Source organism: Actinoplanes sp. 13, from assembly GCF_056134165.1.
The window spans coordinates 86,673-103,995 of record NZ_JBVYOQ010000003.1 but is presented as its reverse complement, the minus strand read 5'-3'; the positions used below and the strand labels follow the sequence as shown (position 1 = coordinate 103,995).

21 protein-coding genes are annotated in these 17,323 nt (G+C 72.2%); 10 read left to right on the top strand and 11 right to left on the bottom strand.

Annotated elements, in window-relative coordinates; all coding sequences use genetic code 11:
• Positions 1 to 68 precede the first annotated feature (68 nt).
• Positions 69 to 395, top strand: a complete 327-nt coding sequence (locus tag AC0NH5_RS08250; RefSeq protein WP_474401563.1) for a DUF6223 family protein — start codon at positions 69 to 71, stop codon at positions 393 to 395.
• A gap of 209 nt (positions 396 to 604) precedes the next feature.
• Here AC0NH5_RS08250 and AC0NH5_RS08245 read toward each other — a convergent pair whose 3' ends face one another.
• From AC0NH5_RS08245 to AC0NH5_RS08235, 3 genes are read right to left on the bottom strand one after another with little or no spacing between them, the layout of a single operon-like run.
• Entirely contained in the window at positions 605 to 2,146 is a 1,542-nt protein-coding gene (locus AC0NH5_RS08245) for a dihydrolipoamide acetyltransferase family protein (protein WP_474401561.1), read from the bottom strand.
• Positions 2,143 to 3,129, bottom strand: coding sequence for an alpha-ketoacid dehydrogenase subunit beta (locus AC0NH5_RS08240; protein WP_474401559.1), 987 nt, complete (start codon positions 3,127 to 3,129; stop codon positions 2,143 to 2,145). Before AC0NH5_RS08240 ends, AC0NH5_RS08245 begins: the two co-directional genes overlap by 4 nt.
• Positions 3,129 to 4,217: a thiamine pyrophosphate-dependent dehydrogenase E1 component subunit alpha gene (locus AC0NH5_RS08235; RefSeq protein WP_474401557.1), complete on the bottom strand. Its 1,089-nt coding sequence runs from the start codon at positions 4,215 to 4,217 to the stop codon at positions 3,129 to 3,131. Before AC0NH5_RS08235 ends, AC0NH5_RS08240 begins: the two co-directional genes overlap by 1 nt.
• An 88-nt stretch (positions 4,218 to 4,305) precedes the next feature.
• Between AC0NH5_RS08235 and AC0NH5_RS08230 the strand changes: the two genes are divergently transcribed.
• The 3 genes from AC0NH5_RS08230 to AC0NH5_RS08220 are packed head-to-tail and all read left to right on the top strand — an operon-like array spanning position 4,306 to position 6,213.
• Complete coding sequence (locus AC0NH5_RS08230; RefSeq protein WP_474402369.1) at positions 4,306 to 4,791, top strand: Lrp/AsnC family transcriptional regulator; 486 nt, start codon at positions 4,306 to 4,308, stop codon at positions 4,789 to 4,791.
• 35 nt (positions 4,792 to 4,826) lie between these two features.
• Complete coding sequence (locus AC0NH5_RS08225) at positions 4,827 to 5,885, top strand: GDSL-type esterase/lipase family protein (RefSeq protein WP_474401555.1); 1,059 nt, start codon at positions 4,827 to 4,829, stop codon at positions 5,883 to 5,885.
• Between the two features lie 22 nt (positions 5,886 to 5,907).
• Positions 5,908 to 6,213: a PP2C family protein-serine/threonine phosphatase gene (locus tag AC0NH5_RS08220; protein ID WP_474401553.1), complete on the top strand. Its 306-nt coding sequence runs from the start codon at positions 5,908 to 5,910 to the stop codon at positions 6,211 to 6,213.
• Between the two features lie 101 nt (positions 6,214 to 6,314).
• Here the strand turns inward: AC0NH5_RS08220 and AC0NH5_RS08215 are convergent, their stop codons facing one another.
• Positions 6,315 to 7,484, bottom strand: a complete 1,170-nt coding sequence (locus AC0NH5_RS08215) for a M50 family metallopeptidase (RefSeq protein ID WP_474401551.1) — start codon at positions 7,482 to 7,484, stop codon at positions 6,315 to 6,317.
• 16 nt (positions 7,485 to 7,500) lie between these two features.
• Positions 7,501 to 8,112 (bottom strand): TetR/AcrR family transcriptional regulator, encoded by a 612-nt coding sequence (locus AC0NH5_RS08210; protein ID WP_474401550.1) that lies wholly within the window; start codon positions 8,110 to 8,112, stop codon positions 7,501 to 7,503.
• Between the two features lie 23 nt (positions 8,113 to 8,135).
• Between AC0NH5_RS08210 and AC0NH5_RS08205 the strand changes: the two genes are divergently transcribed.
• Positions 8,136 to 8,744, top strand: a complete 609-nt coding sequence (locus tag AC0NH5_RS08205; RefSeq protein ID WP_474401549.1) for a hypothetical protein — start codon at positions 8,136 to 8,138, stop codon at positions 8,742 to 8,744.
• A gap of 10 nt (positions 8,745 to 8,754) precedes the next feature.
• Here AC0NH5_RS08205 and AC0NH5_RS08200 read toward each other — a convergent pair whose 3' ends face one another.
• From AC0NH5_RS08200 to AC0NH5_RS08190, 3 genes are read right to left on the bottom strand one after another with little or no spacing between them, the layout of a single operon-like run.
• Positions 8,755 to 9,819 (bottom strand): hypothetical protein, encoded by a 1,065-nt coding sequence (locus tag AC0NH5_RS08200; RefSeq protein ID WP_474401547.1) that lies wholly within the window; start codon positions 9,817 to 9,819, stop codon positions 8,755 to 8,757.
• The gene (locus AC0NH5_RS08195; RefSeq protein WP_474401545.1) at positions 9,816 to 10,370 is read right to left on the bottom strand and encodes an RNA polymerase sigma factor; all 555 of its coding nucleotides are present in this window, start codon (positions 10,368 to 10,370) and stop codon (positions 9,816 to 9,818) included. Before AC0NH5_RS08195 ends, AC0NH5_RS08200 begins: the two co-directional genes overlap by 4 nt.
• 55 nt (positions 10,371 to 10,425) lie before the next feature.
• The gene (locus AC0NH5_RS08190; protein ID WP_474401544.1) at positions 10,426 to 10,833 is read right to left on the bottom strand and encodes a hypothetical protein; all 408 of its coding nucleotides are present in this window, start codon (positions 10,831 to 10,833) and stop codon (positions 10,426 to 10,428) included.
• Between the two features lie 149 nt (positions 10,834 to 10,982).
• On the opposite strand from AC0NH5_RS08190, the gene AC0NH5_RS08185 reads away from it, so the two are divergent.
• From AC0NH5_RS08185 to AC0NH5_RS08175, 3 genes are all read left to right on the top strand, one after another.
• Positions 10,983 to 11,165, top strand: a complete 183-nt coding sequence (locus tag AC0NH5_RS08185) for a hypothetical protein (protein ID WP_474401542.1) — start codon at positions 10,983 to 10,985, stop codon at positions 11,163 to 11,165.
• Between the two features lie 90 nt (positions 11,166 to 11,255).
• Entirely contained in the window at positions 11,256 to 11,879 is a 624-nt protein-coding gene (locus AC0NH5_RS08180; RefSeq protein ID WP_474401540.1) for a cupin domain-containing protein, read from the top strand.
• Positions 11,880 to 11,929: 50 nt separating this feature from the next.
• A complete protein-coding gene (locus tag AC0NH5_RS08175) occupies positions 11,930 to 12,313 on the top strand; it encodes a YunG family protein (RefSeq protein ID WP_474401539.1) in 384 nt (127 codons plus the stop codon).
• On the opposite strand, the gene AC0NH5_RS08170 is transcribed toward AC0NH5_RS08175, so the two are convergent.
• From AC0NH5_RS08170 to AC0NH5_RS08160, 3 genes are all read right to left on the bottom strand, one after another.
• Positions 12,292 to 13,689, bottom strand: coding sequence for an FAD-dependent monooxygenase (locus AC0NH5_RS08170; protein WP_474401537.1), 1,398 nt, complete (start codon positions 13,687 to 13,689; stop codon positions 12,292 to 12,294). The two genes, AC0NH5_RS08175 and AC0NH5_RS08170, sit on opposite strands and share 22 nt — an antisense overlap.
• Complete coding sequence (locus tag AC0NH5_RS08165) at positions 13,686 to 14,300, bottom strand: PadR family transcriptional regulator (protein WP_474401535.1); 615 nt, start codon at positions 14,298 to 14,300, stop codon at positions 13,686 to 13,688. Before AC0NH5_RS08165 ends, AC0NH5_RS08170 begins: the two co-directional genes overlap by 4 nt.
• Before the next feature lie 77 nt (positions 14,301 to 14,377).
• A complete protein-coding gene (locus AC0NH5_RS08160; protein WP_474401533.1) occupies positions 14,378 to 15,967 on the bottom strand; it encodes a methyl-accepting chemotaxis protein in 1,590 nt (529 codons plus the stop codon).
• Positions 15,968 to 16,150: 183 nt separating this feature from the next.
• On the opposite strand from AC0NH5_RS08160, the gene AC0NH5_RS08155 reads away from it, so the two are divergent.
• Together AC0NH5_RS08155 and AC0NH5_RS08150 are read left to right on the top strand one after the other, a co-directional pair.
• Positions 16,151 to 16,765, top strand: coding sequence for a sensor domain-containing protein (locus AC0NH5_RS08155; protein WP_474401531.1), 615 nt, complete (start codon positions 16,151 to 16,153; stop codon positions 16,763 to 16,765).
• 77 nt (positions 16,766 to 16,842) lie between these two features.
• Positions 16,843 to 17,280: a nitroreductase family deazaflavin-dependent oxidoreductase gene (locus tag AC0NH5_RS08150; protein WP_474401529.1), complete on the top strand. Its 438-nt coding sequence runs from the start codon at positions 16,843 to 16,845 to the stop codon at positions 17,278 to 17,280.
• The last annotated feature ends 43 nt before the right edge of the window (positions 17,281 to 17,323 follow it).

The window sequence follows — 17,323 nt, the reverse complement described above, 5'->3', positions numbered from 1 at the left end:
TCGGCGGGCGTACCGTCTGCCGCTCGCCGCCCGAAGACGCCGTTGGCCGCGCCCGCAACGATCCAGACATGACTTTCACCGCAACTCTGCTCGCCGCCGGCTATCAGGTCGGCACCGGCCGTACGGTGCCGACCCTGGCCCTGGTGATCGCGCTGACCAGCGTGATCTTCGGGGTACGTGCCATGCGCCGCCGTCACCGCGCCGGCGCTCTGGTCTCCCTGGCCCTCGCCTTCGCCGGCGTGGTCATCGGCGGCATCCACGGCGTCAACGCCGCCGGTGGCCTGGGCACCGGTAACGGCCTGGCCGGCGCCGTCATCGCGGTCGTCCTGGGCGTGGCCGGCCTAGCAGTCGGAGGACTCGCCCTTACCCGCTCAATCCCAGCCGCCCATTCCTGATCTGCCAGGCCCGGACCCGGCCCGACCGCGCCTGGCTGACCGCGCCGGCCCGGAAGACGCCGGCCGACGGCGCCGGGCCGGACGACGCCGGCCGACGGCGCCGGGCCGGACGACGCCGCGCCAACGGCGCCGGGCCGGACCACGCCGCGCCAACGGCGCCGCGCCGGGCCGGGGACGCCGGGCCGACCACGCCGGCCCGGCGTCCTACGTCAGAGGCGGGCCAGCGCCGACAGCGGATCCTCCATCGCGTCGGCCACCGCGCGGATGAAGCCGGCGGCTGTGCCGCCGTCGCAGACGCGGTGGTCGAAGACGAACGAGAGCTGGGTGATCTTCCGTACGGTCAGAGCGCCGTCGACCACCCACGGCCGGTCCATGATGCGGCCGAGGCCGAGCATGGCCACCTGCGGGTGGTTGATGATCGCGGCGCTGCCGTCGACGCGGAAGGCGCCGTAGTTGTTCAGCGTGAACGTGCCCGCGGTCAACTCGGCCGGGGTGCACTGGTTGTGGCGGGCCCGCGCGGTGACGTCCCGGATCGCGGCGTCGAGCTGGGTCGCGGTCATCGTCTGCGCGTCGGTCACGGCCGGCACGACCAGGCCGCGGTCGGTCTGGACGGCGATGCCCAGGTTGATCGCGTCGAGCTGGACGATCTCCTGGCGGTCGGTGTCCAGGCGGGCATTGAGTACCGGGTAGGCCCGCAAACCCGCAGTAACGAACCGCGCGATGTAGGCCAGCAGCCCCGGCGACCCGGCCTGCCCGCGCGTGCGTTCCCGCAGCTCCCACAAGGCGGTCGCGTCGACGTCGACCCAGACGGTCGCCTCCGGGATCTCCGCGCGGCTGCGGCTCAGCACCGCCGACACTGCCTTGCGGAACCCGCTCAACGGCACCCGCCGCTCACCCGCGGCCGCCAGCGAATCCGCCACCACGCCGGAAGCTGAACCGCCCGGGGGAGTGGAGCCACCCGGGGGAGTGGAGCCACCCGGGGGAGTGGAGCCACCCGGGGGAGTGGAGCCACCCGGGGGAGTGGAGCCACCCGGGGGAGTGGAGCCACCCGCGGGAGTGGAGCCGCCCGCCGGAGCGGAGGCGGTTGCGGAAGCCGCCGGAACAGACAGCGGCAGATCCCGCCGGGTGATCACCCCACCGGGCCCGGTGCCCTGGATCTTCGATAGGTCCACCCCGGCCTCCCGGGCCAGCCGCCGCACGATCGGCGAGATCACTCGCGGCGCTCCATCCGGGCGCGGCGTGGCGACCGCACGACGTGGCCGCCGGCTCCGGGCCGACGAGACCGTAGCCTTGGTCCCGTACCCCACCAGGACGTTGCCGGACCCAGCCTGCTCCTCCTCCCGATAAACCTCAGCCGCAACAGAGGCCGCGCCCGAGGCCGAAGCGGGGGCCGCGCCGGAGGCAGAAGTCAAGTTCGAAGCGGGGGCCGCGCCGGAGGCAGAAGTCAAGCCCGAATCGGGGGCCGCACCCGAGGCAGAAGCCGGGGCCGTAACGGGCGAGTCAGCCGGCGACAACACCGCGACCGTCAGCAGCGGCGCCCCCACATCCAGCGTCGTACCCTCCATCGCATGCCGCACGGCCACCCGCCCGGCCCGCGGCGACGGCACCTCGACGACCGCCTTCGCGGTCTCCACCTCCACCACCGGCTGATCAATTTCGATCACGTCGCCGTCGCCGACCAGCCAGCGGACGATCTCCGCCTCGGTCAGCCCCTCACCGAGGTCCGGCAGCGTGAAGACGTGGTTGCTCACGCCTCCTCCCACTGCAGGTCGTCCACCGCGTCGAGGATGCGGTCCACCGACGGGAGCTGGAAGTGCTCCAGTTTCGGCGGCGGGTACGGGATGTCCATTCCGGTCACCTTGCGGACCGGCGCGTGCAGCGAGTGGAAGCATCGTTCCATCACCCGGCCGGCGATCTCGGAGGCCACGCTCGCGAAGCCCGCTGCCTCCGCGACCACCACGGCCCGCCCGGTCGAGCGCACCGCCGCACACACCGTCTCGTCGTCGAACGGCACGATCGATCGCACGTCGACCACCTGGAGGCTGCGGCCTTCCTGCGCGGCGGCCTCGGCGGCCTCCAGCGCGACCGGCACCGCCGGGCCGTAGGCGATCAGCGTGGCGTCGGTGCCGGCCCGGCGGATCGCTGCCCGGCCGATCGGTGCCACCGCTTCCGAGAGATCAGCTTCGGTACGCGCGAAGTACAGTTTCTTGGGCTCCAGGAACACCACGGGATCCGGTGACGCGATGGCTTCCCGCAGCAGCCCGTAGGCGTCGGCCGGCCCGGACGGCGCCAGCACGTGCAGTCCGGGGGTGTGCGCGTAATAGGCCTCGGACGAGTCGCAGTGGTGTTCCACCCCGCCGATGCCGCCCGCGTACGGGACCCGGATGACCAGCGGTGCGCCGACCCGGCCCCGGGTCCGGTTGCGCATTTTCGCGGCGTGGCTGACCAGCTGCTCGAACGCCGGGTACGCGAACGCGTCGAACTGCATCTCGACCACCGGCCGCATGCCGTTCATCGCCATCCCGATCGCCATGCCGAGGATGCCCGATTCGGCGAGCGGCGTGTCGAAGCAGCGGTCCGGGCCGAATTCGGCGGTCAGCCCGTCGGTGATCCGGAAGACGCCGCCGAGCGGGCCGACGTCCTCGCCGAAGACGACCACCGATTCGTCGGCGTGCATGGCGTCGCGCAGCGCCCGGTTGAGGGCGGTGGCCATGGTGAGCTTCTCGGGCGCCATCAGCGGGCCTCCTCGCGGGACAGTTCGTCGGCGATCAGCGCTTCCTGTTCGCGCAGCTGCGGCGTGGGTTCGGCGTAGACGTGCCGGAACAGGTCGCGGTAGTCGGCGACCTCGTCGGCGTTCAGGCCGGCCCGCAGGCGCTCCGCCATCCGCTCGGCCGCTTCGGCGTACCCCGCCTTGATGTGATCGTCGAGAAGCTCGCGGCCCCGCAGGTAGGTCTCCAGCCGGGTGATCGGGTCGCGGGCGAGCCACGGCGCCACCTCGTCGTCCGCACGGTACCGGCTGGCGTCGTCGGCGTTGGTGTGCGCCTGCACGCGGTAGGTGTGCGCCTCGATCAGCTGCGGTCCGCCGCCCGCGCGGGCACTCTTCACGGCGGCGCCGAGCACGGTCAGCAGCGCGGCCACGTCGTTGCCGTCGACGCGTTCGCCGGGTACGCCGTACCCGATGCCTTTGTGTGCCAGGGAGGGCGCCGCGGTCTGCCGCGACAGGGGCACCGAGATCGCGTACTCGTTGTTCTGCACGAAGAAGACGACCGGGGTGCGGAACACGGCGGCGAAGTTGAGCGCCTCGTGGAAGTCGCCCTCACTGGTCGCGCCGTCGCCACAGATCGCCATGACCACGGTGTTCTCGCCGCGCAGCCGGGCCGCGTGGGCGACGCCGACCGCGTGCAGCAGGTGTGTCGCCAGGGGGGTGGCCTGCGGGGCGACGCGCGTGGCGACCGGGTCGTACCCGCTGTGCCAGTCACCTTTGAGCAGGGTGAGTGCCTGCACCGGGTCGACGCCGCGGGCCGCGATGGCGGCGGTGTCGCGATAGGTGGGGAACAGCCAGTCGCCGTCGTCGAGGACGTGCGCGGCCGCGACCTGGCACGCCTCCTGCCCGTGCGAGGACGGATAGACGGCGAGGCGTCCCTGGCGGACCAGGGCGTAGGCCTGGTCGTTGAGGCGGCGGGCGGCGACCAGCCCGGCGTACGCGCGGATGAGCGCGTCGTCGTCCGGCATGCCGGTGCCGACCGGAACGGGGTTGCCGTCCGCGTCGATGAGCATCACGGGCTCCGCGGACGGCAGCAGGTGAGCTGCGTCACGTGTCATGCACGGATTCTTGTTGGCCGACCAATTGAACGCCATTGTCGGCGTGAAGCTGAGAAAATGGTTCACCTTGCCCGCCATCCGGGAGCCGATCGTCTCGTCCCGGCCGGTCGCGGCGCACGCCGACGAGACAGGTGGCACCGTGCTCGACGAGACCGACCGGCGGATCCTCGCCGAGCTGCGCCGGGACGCCCGGATGTCGATCCGCACCCTGGCCGAGACACTGCACATCTCCCGTGCGAACGCCTACAGCCGGGTGTCCCGGCTCCAGGAGACCGGGGTGATCCGCGGGTACCACGCGGACGTCGACCCGGTGGCCGCCGGCCTGACCACCGCGGCGTACGTGACCCTCAACCTCCAGCAGGCCAACTGGCGCGAGGTCCTCGGCCGCCTCCAGGGGTTGCCGGGCGTCGTCCACATCGGCCTGGTCGGCGGCGACTTCGACGTGATTCTGCTGGTCCGGGTCGCCGACAACACCGAGCTGCGGCACCTGGTCCTGGACGAGATCCAGGGCATGCAGGGCGTCGTCAGCACCCGCACCCTTCTCCTCTTCGAGGAGAGCACGCCGCGCGCCTAGGCAGGTGGTTGCGCCTCGGCCGTATATTGATCGCCATGCGGGTCCGTCAGATCGCCGTCGCTCTGTCCGCGCTCCTCGCCGTCGCGCTCGTGGCCGTCGCCCCGGCGCCGGCCGTCGCGGCCGCCGTGCCCCGGATCATGGTGGTCGGTGACTCGATCAGCCAGGGGTCGAGCGGCGACTGGACCTGGCGCTACCGGCTGGCGCGCCATCTGACCGCCGCCCGGGCGGCTTTCGACCTGGTCGGGCCGCGGACCGATCTGTACGACCGCGCGACCGGGCAGCACGGCTCCCAGCAGTACGTGGACGCCCGCTTCGACCGGCAGCACGCCGCCGTGTGGGGGGAGACCCTGGCGGTCGCGAAGGACCGGCTCGCGGCCGACCTGACCTCGTCGCGGGCCGATGTGCTGCTGGTCCACCTCGGCATCAACGATCTGGCGTGGGTGGGCAGCGCGGCGGACGCCGAGGTGGCGTTGCGGGCGTTCGTCGCCAATGCCCGCTCTGCCAACCCGCGGTTGCGGCTGATTCTCGGCGCGGTCCTGCCGAACGACGCGGCGGCGCTGCGCGACAAGATCAACGAGTACAACGGGCGGCTGAGCACGGTGGCGGCTTCGCTGACGACGACCGCGTCGCCGATCCACGTGCTCGGTGTGCCCGCCGGGTGGGACCCGGTGGCCGACACCTATGACGGCACCCACCCCAACCCGCGCGGTGAGCTGCGGATCGCCGCCAACTACGCGAACGGGCTGGCCGCGCACGCCGGGATCGGCCGGCCGTTCGGCGCGATCCCGGACGTGCCGCTGTTCGGGGCGCCGGCGTGGCTGGTGGCCGAGCCGGGGGACTTCCAGGCCACCCTCGCGTGGGCGCCGGTGGCCGGGGCGACCGGCTACTACGTGTGGCAGCGCGACGTCACCGAGGGGCAGGGCTGGCAGCAGTTGCCGTTCCCGCTCACCGACACCACCTGGACCGCCGGGTGGCTGACCGCCGGGCACACGTGGGAGTTCCGGATCCAGCCGGTGCGGGTCCGCGACCTGGGCGGATTCTCGCCGGTCGCCGACGTGGTGCCCACCGGGCAGTTCTCGCGGGGGCGCTCCTGACCGGCCGGTCCCGGACCTGATCATGATCTACAACGCTGCGTACGTCGAGATGCGCTGGTCGAACGCCGGGCACCCGCCGCCGTTGCTGCTCGGCCCGGACGGTGCGGTGCGGGTGCTGGAAAGCGCGTCGGAGCCGCTGCTCGGCGCGCGGGTGCGGGCCCGGCGCTCCACCCATGAAATGCGGCCGGCGCCGGGGGCGACGGTGCTGCTCTACACCGACGGGCTGGTGGAGAGGCGCGGCCACTCGTTCGGCGAGGGGGTGACGGCGGTGTGTGAGGCGATGGCCGGGGCCGGCATCTCACCGCGGAGCAGCTGTGCGAGCACCTGATCACCCGCTTCGCCGTCGCGGCGGAGGACGACGCCGCGCTGACCGCGCTGCGCCGTGAACCGGAGTAGCACCACTCCCGAGCCGGCCGGGAAGGCACGGCGCTAGGAGAGCCGCACCGGGTTGACCACGTCGGCGGTGATGGTCAGCAGCATGACGGCGCCGCCGAGCAGGACCAGGACCATCGTCACCGGCACCAGCCGGGTGAAGTCGACCGGGCCCGCGGCCGGCCGTCCGCGGAGCCGGCGCAGGGCGTCACGCGTCCGTTCGTACCAGATGATGGCGATGTGCCCGCCGTCCAGCGGTAGCAGGGGCAGCAGGTTGAAGACCGCCAGGAAGAGGTTGAGGCTGGCCAGCAGCAGGAAGAAGATCTCCCAGAGGCCGCGCTCGGCGGCCTCGCCGCCGAGCCGGCCGGCGCCGACCATGCTGATCGGCGTCTCCGGGTCGCGTTCGGCGCCGCCGATCGCCTCGACCACCGCCGGGATCCGCTGCGGGAAGGCGATCAACTGCGTGAAAGTACGCGTGACGAGCTCCCCGGTGAACGAAGCAGTCGCGCCGACGGCCGCCACCGGCCCGTACCGCAGGAAGGCGGGCGGCTGCTGCGCCGTGGCGCCCATCATGCCGATCTCCCGGACCGCGCCGTCGCTGCCGGCGCGCCGCACCCGCGCGATGTCCACGGTGAGCGTGAGCGTCTGGCCGCCCCGCCGGACGGTGACGGCGGTCGGCCCGTTCGCGGCCTGCACCGCCGCGAGCACATCGCTCCACCGTCGCGTCGTGATGGCGCCCACCGCGACGATCCGGTCGTCGGCGCGCAGTCCCGCCGCGGCGGCCGGGCACTCGGTCGCGGTGACGCAGTTGGTCGCCGCCACCACCGGCTGGGCGACCGGGTTGAGGTTGGGCAGGCCGCTGCTGATCGCCAGCAGATAGAGGATGATCACCGCGAGCAGCACGTGCATGACCGCGCCGGAGGCCATCACCACGGTTCGTTTCCAGGCGGCGAACCGCCACATGGCCCGCGGGCGTTCCTCGGCCGTCAGCTCGTCGAGGGCGGTCAGCCCGGCGATGTCGCAGAACCCGCCGATCGGGAGGGCCTTCACCCCGTACTCGGTGTGGCCGCGCCGGAACGAGAACACGGTGGGACCGCGCCCGACGAAGTAGCGCCGCACCCGCATCCCGAAGGCCCGTGCGGTGAGCAGATGTCCCGCCTCGTGCAGCGCGAGCGAGAGGCACAGGCCGATCACGAACAGCACGACCCCGACGGTGTATGCCAGCACGGGCCGATCGTACGGACTACAGCAGCTCGCGGGCCAGCACCCCGGTCCACCAGGCCTCCACCCGGTCGGGCGTCCACCCGCGCTCGCCGGTCAGCGTGGTGTAGACGTCGATGTTGCAGATGGCGGCATAGACGTCGACGGCCGTGCCGACCTCCAGCCCGTCCCGCAGCGACCAGGACGAGAAGACCTGCCGCCGGAGGCCGTCCGCTGTGCGGCGCCCCTCCCGGTAGGCCCCGGCCAGTGCCGGTTCGACCCGGCCGGCCTCGCGGACCAGTGTGATCACGTCGCCCGCCCGCTCGAAGAGCCGCCGGTCGTAGCCGGTCATCGCCGCGAGCTGCCGCACCGGGTCGCCCTCCGCCGCCTCGATCGCGGCCAGCGACAGGCCAGGGCCGGCCTCGGCGTCCGCCGCGTCGGCGAGGGCCTGCACGAGGCCGGTCTTGTTGCCGTACGCCGCGTAGACGGTCGGCACCGAGACGCCTGCCTCCTGGGCCACGGCGCGGATCGTGGTCGCCGCCCAGCCCTGGGTCACGAACAGGCGCCGGGCCGCGGCGGCGATCTCACCCCTGGTCTCGGCCGCCTTCGCCGCGCGGCGCAGTGAGTCGTACTTCCGCATTCCTGTCCCTTTCACTTTCCGCATCATATATTGAATGCATGACACGGAAAACTGCCGGCCTCGCCGGGATCGGCTTCGCCGCCGTGATCCTCTCGCTCAACCTTCTCCTCGTCCCGGCCGGGCTGCCGTCCACCGGCTCGGCCGACCTCGGCTTCTTCACCGGCCACGAGGACCTGGTCCGCGGCACGACAGCGCTCGCGCCGATCGCCTGGGCCCTCGCGACCGTCTTCGGCGCCGGGGTGGTGGCCGTGCTGAACGGGACCGCGTGGGCCCTGGTCGGGCTGGCCGGGATCATCCTGCAGAACCTCACCTTCACCGGCGTGACGGCCGCCCGGCTGGCCTTGACCGTCACGCCGGAGAAGGCCCTGTGGGCGCTGCACGACGCGCTGTTCGTCCTGAACGGGACCTTTCTGGCGCTCGCCCTGACCGGCCTGTCGCTCGCCGGCCTGCGCGCCGGGCTGATCCGCCGGTGGACGGCCGGGCTCGGCCTGTCGGCGGCCGTGCTGCAGTTCGCCTCGGCCGCCCTCGGCCCGCTGGTGATCGAGGACCCCGGCCTGATCGGGCTGCTCGGCCTCGCCGGCTGGCTGATCTGGGTCGGGTGGCTCGTCGCCTACGGCATCGCTCTGATCCGGCCGGCGAGCCGGTGAGCCCGTCCGGTCAGCAGCCCAGGCCGTCCTTGTACTGCTTCGGGACGTCGCCGTCAGCGATCGTGTCGGCGTACTCCCAGACCACCTCGGGATAGTCTCCCTCGTCGTTCATGTCGTGCAGCACCTTCCACCGGTGACTGGTGCTCAAGGCGGCAGCGGCCCGCGCGGCCGCCGCTTCGTCGCCCGCCTCGTCGGCGCGGATCCACTCGGCGATCCAGTCGCAGGCGACCCGGCCGGACACCGCGGCGCCGAACTGGTAAGGGTCGTTGGCCTCGGAGTTCTCCAGCACCGCCACGTCGAAGCCGGGCGGGGTCGGCATGTCCGCCATGATCTTGGCAGCCTCGGTCCGGACGTCACCCGGCGTCACGATCTCCGGCGGCAGGGCCTTGAGGAAGGTTTCGGCATCCACCTTGATCACCCGGGTGAGCATCGCGTCGAAGCCGGCCCGCGTCCACCCACCTCCGGCGCGGAACTCGACGAACGTGCCGCCCTGCGGCTCGAGCATGGCCGCCAGGTCGCTCTTGGTGTAGGTGAAGATGCTGGCCGGGCGGTCCGCCACAGTGGCCGGCTCCGGCGCGCTGACGTGCAGCCGATCCTGGTAGTAGCCCTGGTACTGCTCGTCCGGGTACCAGTTCACCTTGAGGCTGCGGTCGCCGTTGACGAAGCCGATGGTGCCGCTTTCCTCGGCGAACCCGGTGACGTGATCCGTTCTCCAGCCCGGCTCGTCGATCAGCAGCCGCGGGTGGCCCTGCGCGGCTTTCAGGTCGAGTTCCCACCCGCTGATCGTTGCGGGGCTCGCGCTGGGCAGACCGGACGGCCCCGCGTACATCTCGGCCGACGGCGCCCGCCACAGCGACGAGGTGGCGATGATGCCGGCCACCGCCGCGGCGGCGGCCACCGCGCCGGCGAGCCGGCGAGCCAGGGTCCGGCGCAGCGGTCTGGCCGGGGAGTCGAGTTTCGGGGTGGACATGATCTCCTCCAGGAGATGCTGGTCCGCCCCGTCGAGGCGCTCGACGATCTCCGGTCGATAGGGGTCGGCGTCGCGAACCAGGTGGTCGAGGTGCTCGTCGGTCATCTGCCCTCCTCCGGGACGGGTACGGCCAGGACGTCGAGTACATGTCCGGGTGAGCCGCGGTCGTCACCGACGAGTTCGCGCAGCCGGGCCCGGGCCCGCGACAGCCGGGTCCGCGCGGCGGCCGGGCTCACCCCCACCACTGCCGCCGCCTCCCGAGGTTCCAGGCCCTCCCAGGTGGTGAGCAGCAGCATCTCCCGGTCCGTCTCGTTCAACTGGCGCAGCGCCGCCCGCACGGCGAGCCGCTGCGGCACCTCGTTGGCCGGGTCGGGCGTGGACACCGCGGTCAGGCGCTGCCGCAGCCGCTCGCCCAGCCGGATCCGGCGTGTCCCGCCCCGGTGGTGGTTCGCCAGCACGCGGCGGGCCACCGCGTACAGCCACAGCCGTACCTCGTCGTCGGGCGGCAGGGCGGTGCTGCGCCGCCAGGCCACCAGGAAGGTCTCCGCGACCACGTCGGCGGCGTCGTCCGGCTGCTCGACCCGGCGGGACGCGTACGCGAGCAGCGCTTCGAAGTTGCCGGCGTAGACGCGCCGGAACCGTTCTTCAGAGCTCACGTCTCTCCATGTCCGGCATGCGCCCGATCGTGACAGGAAGAACGCCGGCGAACCTTCAGCTCGCCCGGCCTCCGGTGCCGGCACCGTGGCCGGGCCCGGTCAGCAGGGTCGTGAGCAGATCTTCCAGCCATGGTCCGAGTTCGTCGTGACCCCAGCCGCGCTCCTCGACCAGCAGCGCCACCGTGTGCCACGTGACGATCGACCACACGGTGTCGACCGCCCGCTCCACCGACAGCCCCGGCCGTAGGCGTCCGGCCTCGTCCAGAGCGACGACCAGGCGGCGCGTGTCGCTGCGCCGGCGCTGCTGGTAATCGCGCCAGGGTTCGCGCAGAGCCGGCTCGGCGGCGACCGCCTGCTCGAAGGCGCGGTAGATCGGGTACAGCCGCACCAGCGTCTCCGCCCCGAAACGGGCCGCCTCCGCGAAGTTCGCGGCCGGGTCGTCCGCCTCCACCAGCGCTCGCACCTGCGGGCGATCGGCTATCGCGACCGGTTCGTCGTCACCGGCGATCTCGCGGTCGACCGCGAGGAGAAGCAGTCCGCAAGTTCACCGGGGCGAGGGACTCGCTGCAACTCCGCGATCGACTCGGCCTGTCGCCCGGCCTCCTCGGCGGATTGACCTACCCGCCAGTCGGGATCGCCGCTGCCGCCGGGGCGGTGCTGCCGATGGCGGGCGCCGTCGTCGTCCACCTGCGCCGCGGCCTGACCGGCGTGGCCGTGGCGCCGGCGGCGGTCATCTGGCTGGTCGCAGCCGCGACGGCGATCTTGCACTGCCTGACCCTCGGTGAGGTGACATAGGCGGCCGGCATCCGAACGGCCCATTGTCCTTGCGACCCGGCCCGCGAAGCGTCCATGACGACCGAGTCCCACCATGGCAGGAGCAACCCAGTGATCGAGAACCCCGTCACGGGAGAACGTGGCATCGTCCGGCGCTCCCCGAACTCCGGCAGCGCCCCACTCGTGGCCGACCTGTACGCCGCACCGGGCGCCGCCGTCGCCGGTGAACATGTCCACCCGTGCAGTACCGAAGCTTTCACCGTCGTGCGGGGAACCCTCGCGTTCCGGCTCGACGGCGCCGAACGGCGCGCCGGACCGGGAACCCGGGTGGTGATCCCGCCGGGCACCCCGCACGACTGGTGGAACGCCGGCGAGGAGACCGCGTGGGTCGTCGTCGAGGTGGACCCCGGCCACCGGTTCGAAACCATGATCCGCAACCTGTTCGGGCTGGCCCGCGACGGCCGGACCGACCGGAACGGGCGCCCCGGCCTGCTTCAGGCCGCTCTGCTGGCCCGCGAGTTCGACGACACCATCCGCTTCACCAGCCCGCCCCGGATCGTCCAGCGGCCGCTGTTCGCCGTGCTCGCCCCGGTTGCCCGTCTGGTCGGCCTGCGCGGCAGTTACGCCCGCTACGCGGACCGGTCCGGCGAGACCGACGTCCTCGAACGGCTGCCGCCGGAGATCGAAGCCTTGATCCCCGCGCTGTCGCCTTCCACCGGAGACGGTTCCGGCTGACCGAGCCCGTGGTTGACTCTCGACCTCGTCGAGGGCCCAGACTTTCCGGCATGGACGACGTCGAACTTCTCCGGCCCCTCCTTCGCGCGGCGTGGGGCGCCGACACCTGCGACCCCCACGACCTGCCCGGCTGGAGTCCCGGCAACCCCGCCCGCGGGCAGTGCGGGGTCACCGCGCTGGTGGTCCATGACCTGCTGGGCGGTGACCTCGTCCTCGGCGACGTGCTCATCGACGGGGTCAAGGTCGGTCACCACTACTGGAACCGGCTGCCCGACGGCCGCGAGGTCGATCTCACCGCCGACCAGTTCCATCCGGGCGAGGTGGTCACCGCCGGCGTCCCCCAGCAGCGTCCACCCGGCCCGCCACGGCGCTGCCGCGACCAGTACGAGCTGTTGCGCACCCGGGTGTCCGCCTACGCGGAGCCCAGCCAGTGACGCAGCGCCTCGTCCGGACGGTCGTCCGCGCCGCGTGCGACCCAGGCGAGATGCCCGTCCGGGCGCAGCAGGAACGCACCCAGCTCGGGGGACGGCGCCTCCACCGCCCGCAACTGTCCCGCCCACCGGCCTGGTGAAGCGCCGACCAGCACGAACCGTCCACCGGTCAGCTCGGTGACCACATCGGTCTCCCCGCCCGGCCCGGACAGGCGCAGATCGGGACAGAGCCTCCCGAGCCACGGATGATCCCCGCCGGGCGTCATCGGATATCTGGTGTCCAGCGCGGTCACCGCCTCGGCGAACGCCAGCCCGCCCGCCGGGTGCCCGGCCACCCGGGTCAGGAACTCCAGCAGCGGCCGTGCCTCGTCGCCGGCGGTGCCGAGCCACTCCTGGGCCCGGGTGGCGGCCAGCACCCGCTCACCCGCGGCGTGCCGCTCGGTGTGGTACGTCTCCAGCAGGTGGCCGGGCGCCGTCCCGTGCACCGTCGCCGCCAGTTTCCAGCCCAGGTTGATCGCGTCGTCGAGGGCCACGTTCACGCCGATCGCGCCCGCCGGCGGGTGGATGTGCGCGGCGTCCCCGGCCAGCAGCACGCGCCCGCTGACGTAGCGTTCGGCCTGCCGCGCCGCGTTGCCGAACCGGGTCACCCATCGCGGTGCGACCAGCTCCACGCGCCGCCCCAGGGCCCGCTCCACCGCGGCGCGCAACCCGTCCAGTGTGGCCGGCACGCCGGGATCCGGGTCGTCGGCGATCACCCGGACGTGTCCGGGCCGCGGGATGGTGAGCACCGCGCCCCCGGGGCCGGTGGTCGTCCCGAACGACAGGGCGTCCGGGTCGGCCAGTTCCACGTCCCCGAGCAGGGAGTGCCGGGTCGCAGCGGTCCCTGGGAACGCGATCCCGGCCTGCTTGCGCACAGTGCTGCGGCCACCGTCGCAGCCGACGACGTACGACGCCTGGAGCCGGTCCCCGCCGACCGTGGCGACGACCGGGCCGGCCGTCACGTCGAGGGCGGTCAGCTCCCGCCCGCGCCGGATCTCGGCCCCGAGGGCGATGGCCCGCTCCTCCAGGAACTCCTCCACCAGGGTCTGCGGGATCCCCAGCGTGTACGGGTGATCGGTGCACGCCCCCGCCAGCCCGAGCGTCACCGGCAGGGACGTGAACGGGGCCTGGGGCGCCTGCCAGCCCGAGGCGATCAGCGGCCCGGCGAGCCCGCGGCGCGCCAGCAGGTCCAGGGAGCGGGCGTTCAGCGTGAACCCGCGACAGTGGTCCGGCCGTTCCTCGTCCCGTTCCACCACCACGACCCCGACCCCGGCCAGTCGCAGCTCGCAGGCGAGCATGAGCCCCGCCGGCCCGGCGCCCGCGATCAACACGTCGATCATGAGCCGGCCTTCCAGGTCCATCCGTCGGCGGTCCGTTCCACGTCGGGCCAGGAGAGTGTCCCGTCCCGGATCTCGTCACGGGCCTGCACCGTCCAGGCGTGCTCCGCCTCGCTGACGTGCAGCGCGTACTCCGCTTCGATCATGAAGAGCCGGGGGAGCACGCCGGCGCCGACCGTCTCGCCGAGCATCTGCCGGGTCTCCTCGATCTGCCGCGCCAGGTGGCCGGCGCGCTCGTCGAGCGCCGCGACCGCGCGGTCCGGTCCCAGCGCCCCGAGATAGGAGACCGCGGCCATGAACTTCGGGTACTCCGCGGCAGGGGTGCGGATCAGCTCGTCCACCCACCGGACGAACTCGTCCTGCCCGGTCGCGGTGGTGGTGTAGACGGTCCGCTCGGGGCGCCGGCCGTCGCGCACCGTCTCCACCGGACTGATCCACTCAATCCGGACGAGGGACGCCACCGTGTCGTACAGCGATCCGGTGGTGATTTTGAAGCTGGTGTCCTTGCCCCGCTCGCGCAGCGTGGCGGCCATCTCGTAGGGGTGCATCGACTTCTCCTGGAGCAGGCCCAGCACGGCCAGCGCCAGCGTGTTCGAGACCTTCCGTCGCGCCATGGGAATCACTCGCCTCCTAATAGTCGGACCCGACTATAGGGCGGCGACGGTGACGAGGAAAGGCCGGCGGACCGGCGTCAGACGCGGAAGCGGGCGACCAGCGTGTTCAGGTCGGTCGACATCCGGGCCAGTTCGGCGATGGCCTGCTGGGTCTCGGCGACGCCGCGGCTGGTGCTCTCCGCCGACTGCGCCACTCCGGTGATGCTGCGCGAGATGTCCCCGGTGCCGGTGGCCGCCTCGGTGACGCTGCGGTTCATCTCGGCCGTCGTCGCGGTCTGCTCCTCGACGGCCGAGGCGATCGTGGTCTGGAAGTCGCTGATCCGGCCGATCACCTCGGAGATCCGCTCGATCGCGTGGACCGCGCCCTCGGTGTCCGCCTGGATGGTCTCCACCCGCCGGGAGATGTCCTCGGTGGCCCGGGCCGTCTCCTGGGCCAGGTCCTTGACCTCCGACGCGACCACCGCGAACCCCTTGCCGGCGTCGCCCGCGCGGGCCGCCTCGATCGTCGCGTTCAGGGCGAGCAGGTTTGTCTGCTCGGCGATCGAGGTGATCACCTTGATCACGTTGCCGATCTCGGCCGAGGACTCACCGAGCTTGTTCATCGTGGCCGACGTCTCGGAGGCCAGGCTGACCGCCTCGGCGGCGACCTGGGCCGCCTCGCTGGCGTTCTGCGAGATCTCCCGGATCGACGCGCCCATCTCCTCGCTGCCGGCGGAGACGGTGTCCACGCTACGTGAGATCTCCTCGGCGGCGCTCGAGACCGACTGCGACTGGAGCGCGGCGTCCTGGGCCGAGCCGGCGATCTGCGCAGCGGTGCTGGTCATCTCCTCGCTGGCGCCGGCCAAGGAGGTGGCCGAACCCTCGATGGTCACGACGGTGTCGCGCAGCGAGACGGTCGCGGCGTCGAGCGACCGGCCCATCCGCCCGGTCTCGTCGTTGGCGGTCAAGCCGGTCCGGTGGGTGAGGTCGCCCTGTGCCAGCGCCTCGCAGACGTCCTGCACCGCGGCGAGGGAGCGGACGATCCGGGTGGCGACCAGCAGGCCGACGGCCAGCGCCAGCAGCAGGCCGACGATCAGGATGATCAGCGAGATGGTCCGGATCGACTCGTAGGTGGACTTCGCGGCGTCGGCGTTCTTCGCGGCGTCCGCGGTCTCGGTCCGGTCGAGTTCGGCGATGTCCGCCTGTATCTTCTCGGCGATCGGCAGCGCCTCGGCGTTGCGGACGGCGTTCCACTCGGGGATGGCGTTGCGCTCACCGAGGGGGAACAGTTTCTCCCGGACGACAGTCACGTAGGCCTGCCACTGTGCGTCGACCTGGTCGATGATGTCCCGGTCGCCGGCGGGGAAGCTGCCGCGGTACGCCGCCATCGCGGCTTCGAAGGCCTCCGCGTCCTTGCCGAACGCCTGAGCGTATCTGTCTGTCGTCGCCTTATCGGGCGAGATCGCTTGGTTGGTGACGTCCAAGCGGGCCTGCGTCACGATGGTCCTGATCAGAGCGACGGCCTTGATACCGGCGACGTTGCTGCGGTAGATCAGCTGCGCCGACTCGCTCGTGGAGCTGAGCCCCGTGAGGCCGTTGACGCCGACGATCAGCGCGACCAGCGCGGCCAGAGCGACCGCACCTAGGATCTTGGTCTTGACGCTGAGATCGGCGAACCGGGAAGTCATGTTTGCCACCCTAAGCGATGGGTTTCGCCCGATCAGGTGTTCTCGCCCAATATTACGACGAAATGGAATGCGCAGCGTAGGCTGGTGCTTTACGCTCTTCCCGGTTCCGGTAGGGCTAGCACTACCCTCGATCGGCGGGCTCGCGGTATCGGCCGGGGGAGCGCCGTTGCCTAGCGTCGAAGCATGACGACGACCCACCTCGATGTGCCGCTCACGCCCGCCCCGGCCACCCGGTTCCTGTCGCGGCTGGGGCCGGACACCCGTTACGTCCTCACCGGATTTCCGCTCGGTCTGGCCACCATGGTGGTCTGCGTGGCCGGCCTTGCCCTCGGCCTCGGCCTGGCGGTGATCTGGGCCGGCGTGCCGATTCTGCTGGCGACGTTGCTGATGGCGCGCGGCTTCGCCGACGCGGAGCGGGAGCGCCTGGCCCGGGTTCTGGACGGACCGGCTTTCCAGCCCCGCTATCGTACGGGCAGAGCAGGCGTCCTCATCGATGCGCAGTCGTGGCGCGATCTGGCGCACGCGGTGCTCCGGGTCGTACCCAGCACTGCCGGGTTCTGCTTCGTCGCGACCTGGTGGGCCGGGGTGCTCGGTGGCGTGACGTGGTCGCTGTGGGGATGGGCGCTGCCCGCGGAGCCGGAATTGTTCGGGTTCATCGACGTCTCGTACTCGACGGCGGCCGTCTTCTACCTCTTCGTAGCGGTCCTGTTCGCCGTGACGCTGCCGGCGGTCGTGCACGCCGCGGCAGTGGCCGAGGCCCGGTTCGCCCGTCGGCTGTTGACCCCACGGCCCAATTGAGAGCACTGCTCTTGACTGAGAGCGACCGTAAGTGTTCACTGTTCCTCACAGAGAACACTGCTCGCAAAGGAGTCGGCATGCGCTACCTGGCCCCGAAAACCGCAACGAACGCCTTCAACGAGGCCGCCAAATGGCTCACCGCCCGGGGCATCAGCCTGCTCGGCAGCCGGGTCCTCGCGGTCCGCGGCCGCAAGAGCGGCGAGGTCCGCACCACAGTGGTCAACTTGTTCACCCACGACGGCGAGCGCTATCTGCTCGCCCCGCGCGGCCACACCCAGTGGGTCCGCAACCTGCGGGCCGCCGGCGAGGGCGAGCTCCGGCTCGGCCGGCGCCGGGAACGGTTCGTCCCGGTCGAGGTGGCGGACGCCGACAAGCCTCCGCTGATCCGGCTCTACCTGCGCAAATGGGCCTGGGAGACCGGCGCCTTCTTCGACGGCCTGAAAGCCGACTCGCCCGAGGCCGACGTCGTCGCCGCGGCTCCGGGCTTCCCCGTCTTCCGCATCATGCCGGGCTGATCGGTGTCGCGCTGAGCGCCCCGGGAACGGCGAAGCCGCCCAC

Excerpts from the sequence above, each read along its gene's own strand:
- AC0NH5_RS08205 (WP_474401549.1), top strand. The coding sequence starts at position 8,136 with ATGACACGGAAAACTGCCGGCCTCGCCGGGATCGGCTTCGCCGCCGTG.
- AC0NH5_RS08170 (WP_474401537.1), bottom strand. The coding sequence starts at position 13,689 with ATGATCGACGTGTTGATCGCGGGCGCCGGGCCGGCGGGGCTCATGCTC.
- AC0NH5_RS08200 (WP_474401547.1), bottom strand. The coding sequence starts at position 9,819 with ATGACCGACGAGCACCTCGACCACCTGGTTCGCGACGCCGACCCCTAT.
- AC0NH5_RS08165 (WP_474401535.1), bottom strand. The coding sequence starts at position 14,300 with ATGGCGCGACGGAAGGTCTCGAACACGCTGGCGCTGGCCGTGCTGGGC.
- AC0NH5_RS08175 (WP_474401539.1), top strand. The coding sequence starts at position 11,930 with ATGGACGACGTCGAACTTCTCCGGCCCCTCCTTCGCGCGGCGTGGGGC.
- AC0NH5_RS08150 (WP_474401529.1), top strand. The coding sequence starts at position 16,843 with ATGCGCTACCTGGCCCCGAAAACCGCAACGAACGCCTTCAACGAGGCC.
- AC0NH5_RS08155 (WP_474401531.1), top strand. The coding sequence starts at position 16,151 with ATGACGACGACCCACCTCGATGTGCCGCTCACGCCCGCCCCGGCCACC.
- AC0NH5_RS08160 (WP_474401533.1), bottom strand. The coding sequence starts at position 15,967 with ATGACTTCCCGGTTCGCCGATCTCAGCGTCAAGACCAAGATCCTAGGT.
- AC0NH5_RS08240 (WP_474401559.1), bottom strand. The coding sequence starts at position 3,129 with ATGGCGCCCGAGAAGCTCACCATGGCCACCGCCCTCAACCGGGCGCTG.
- AC0NH5_RS08220 (WP_474401553.1), top strand. The coding sequence starts at position 5,908 with ATGATCTACAACGCTGCGTACGTCGAGATGCGCTGGTCGAACGCCGGG.
- AC0NH5_RS08225 (WP_474401555.1), top strand. The coding sequence starts at position 4,827 with ATGCGGGTCCGTCAGATCGCCGTCGCTCTGTCCGCGCTCCTCGCCGTC.
- AC0NH5_RS08250 (WP_474401563.1), top strand. The coding sequence starts at position 69 with ATGACTTTCACCGCAACTCTGCTCGCCGCCGGCTATCAGGTCGGCACC.
- AC0NH5_RS08235 (WP_474401557.1), bottom strand. The coding sequence starts at position 4,217 with ATGACACGTGACGCAGCTCACCTGCTGCCGTCCGCGGAGCCCGTGATG.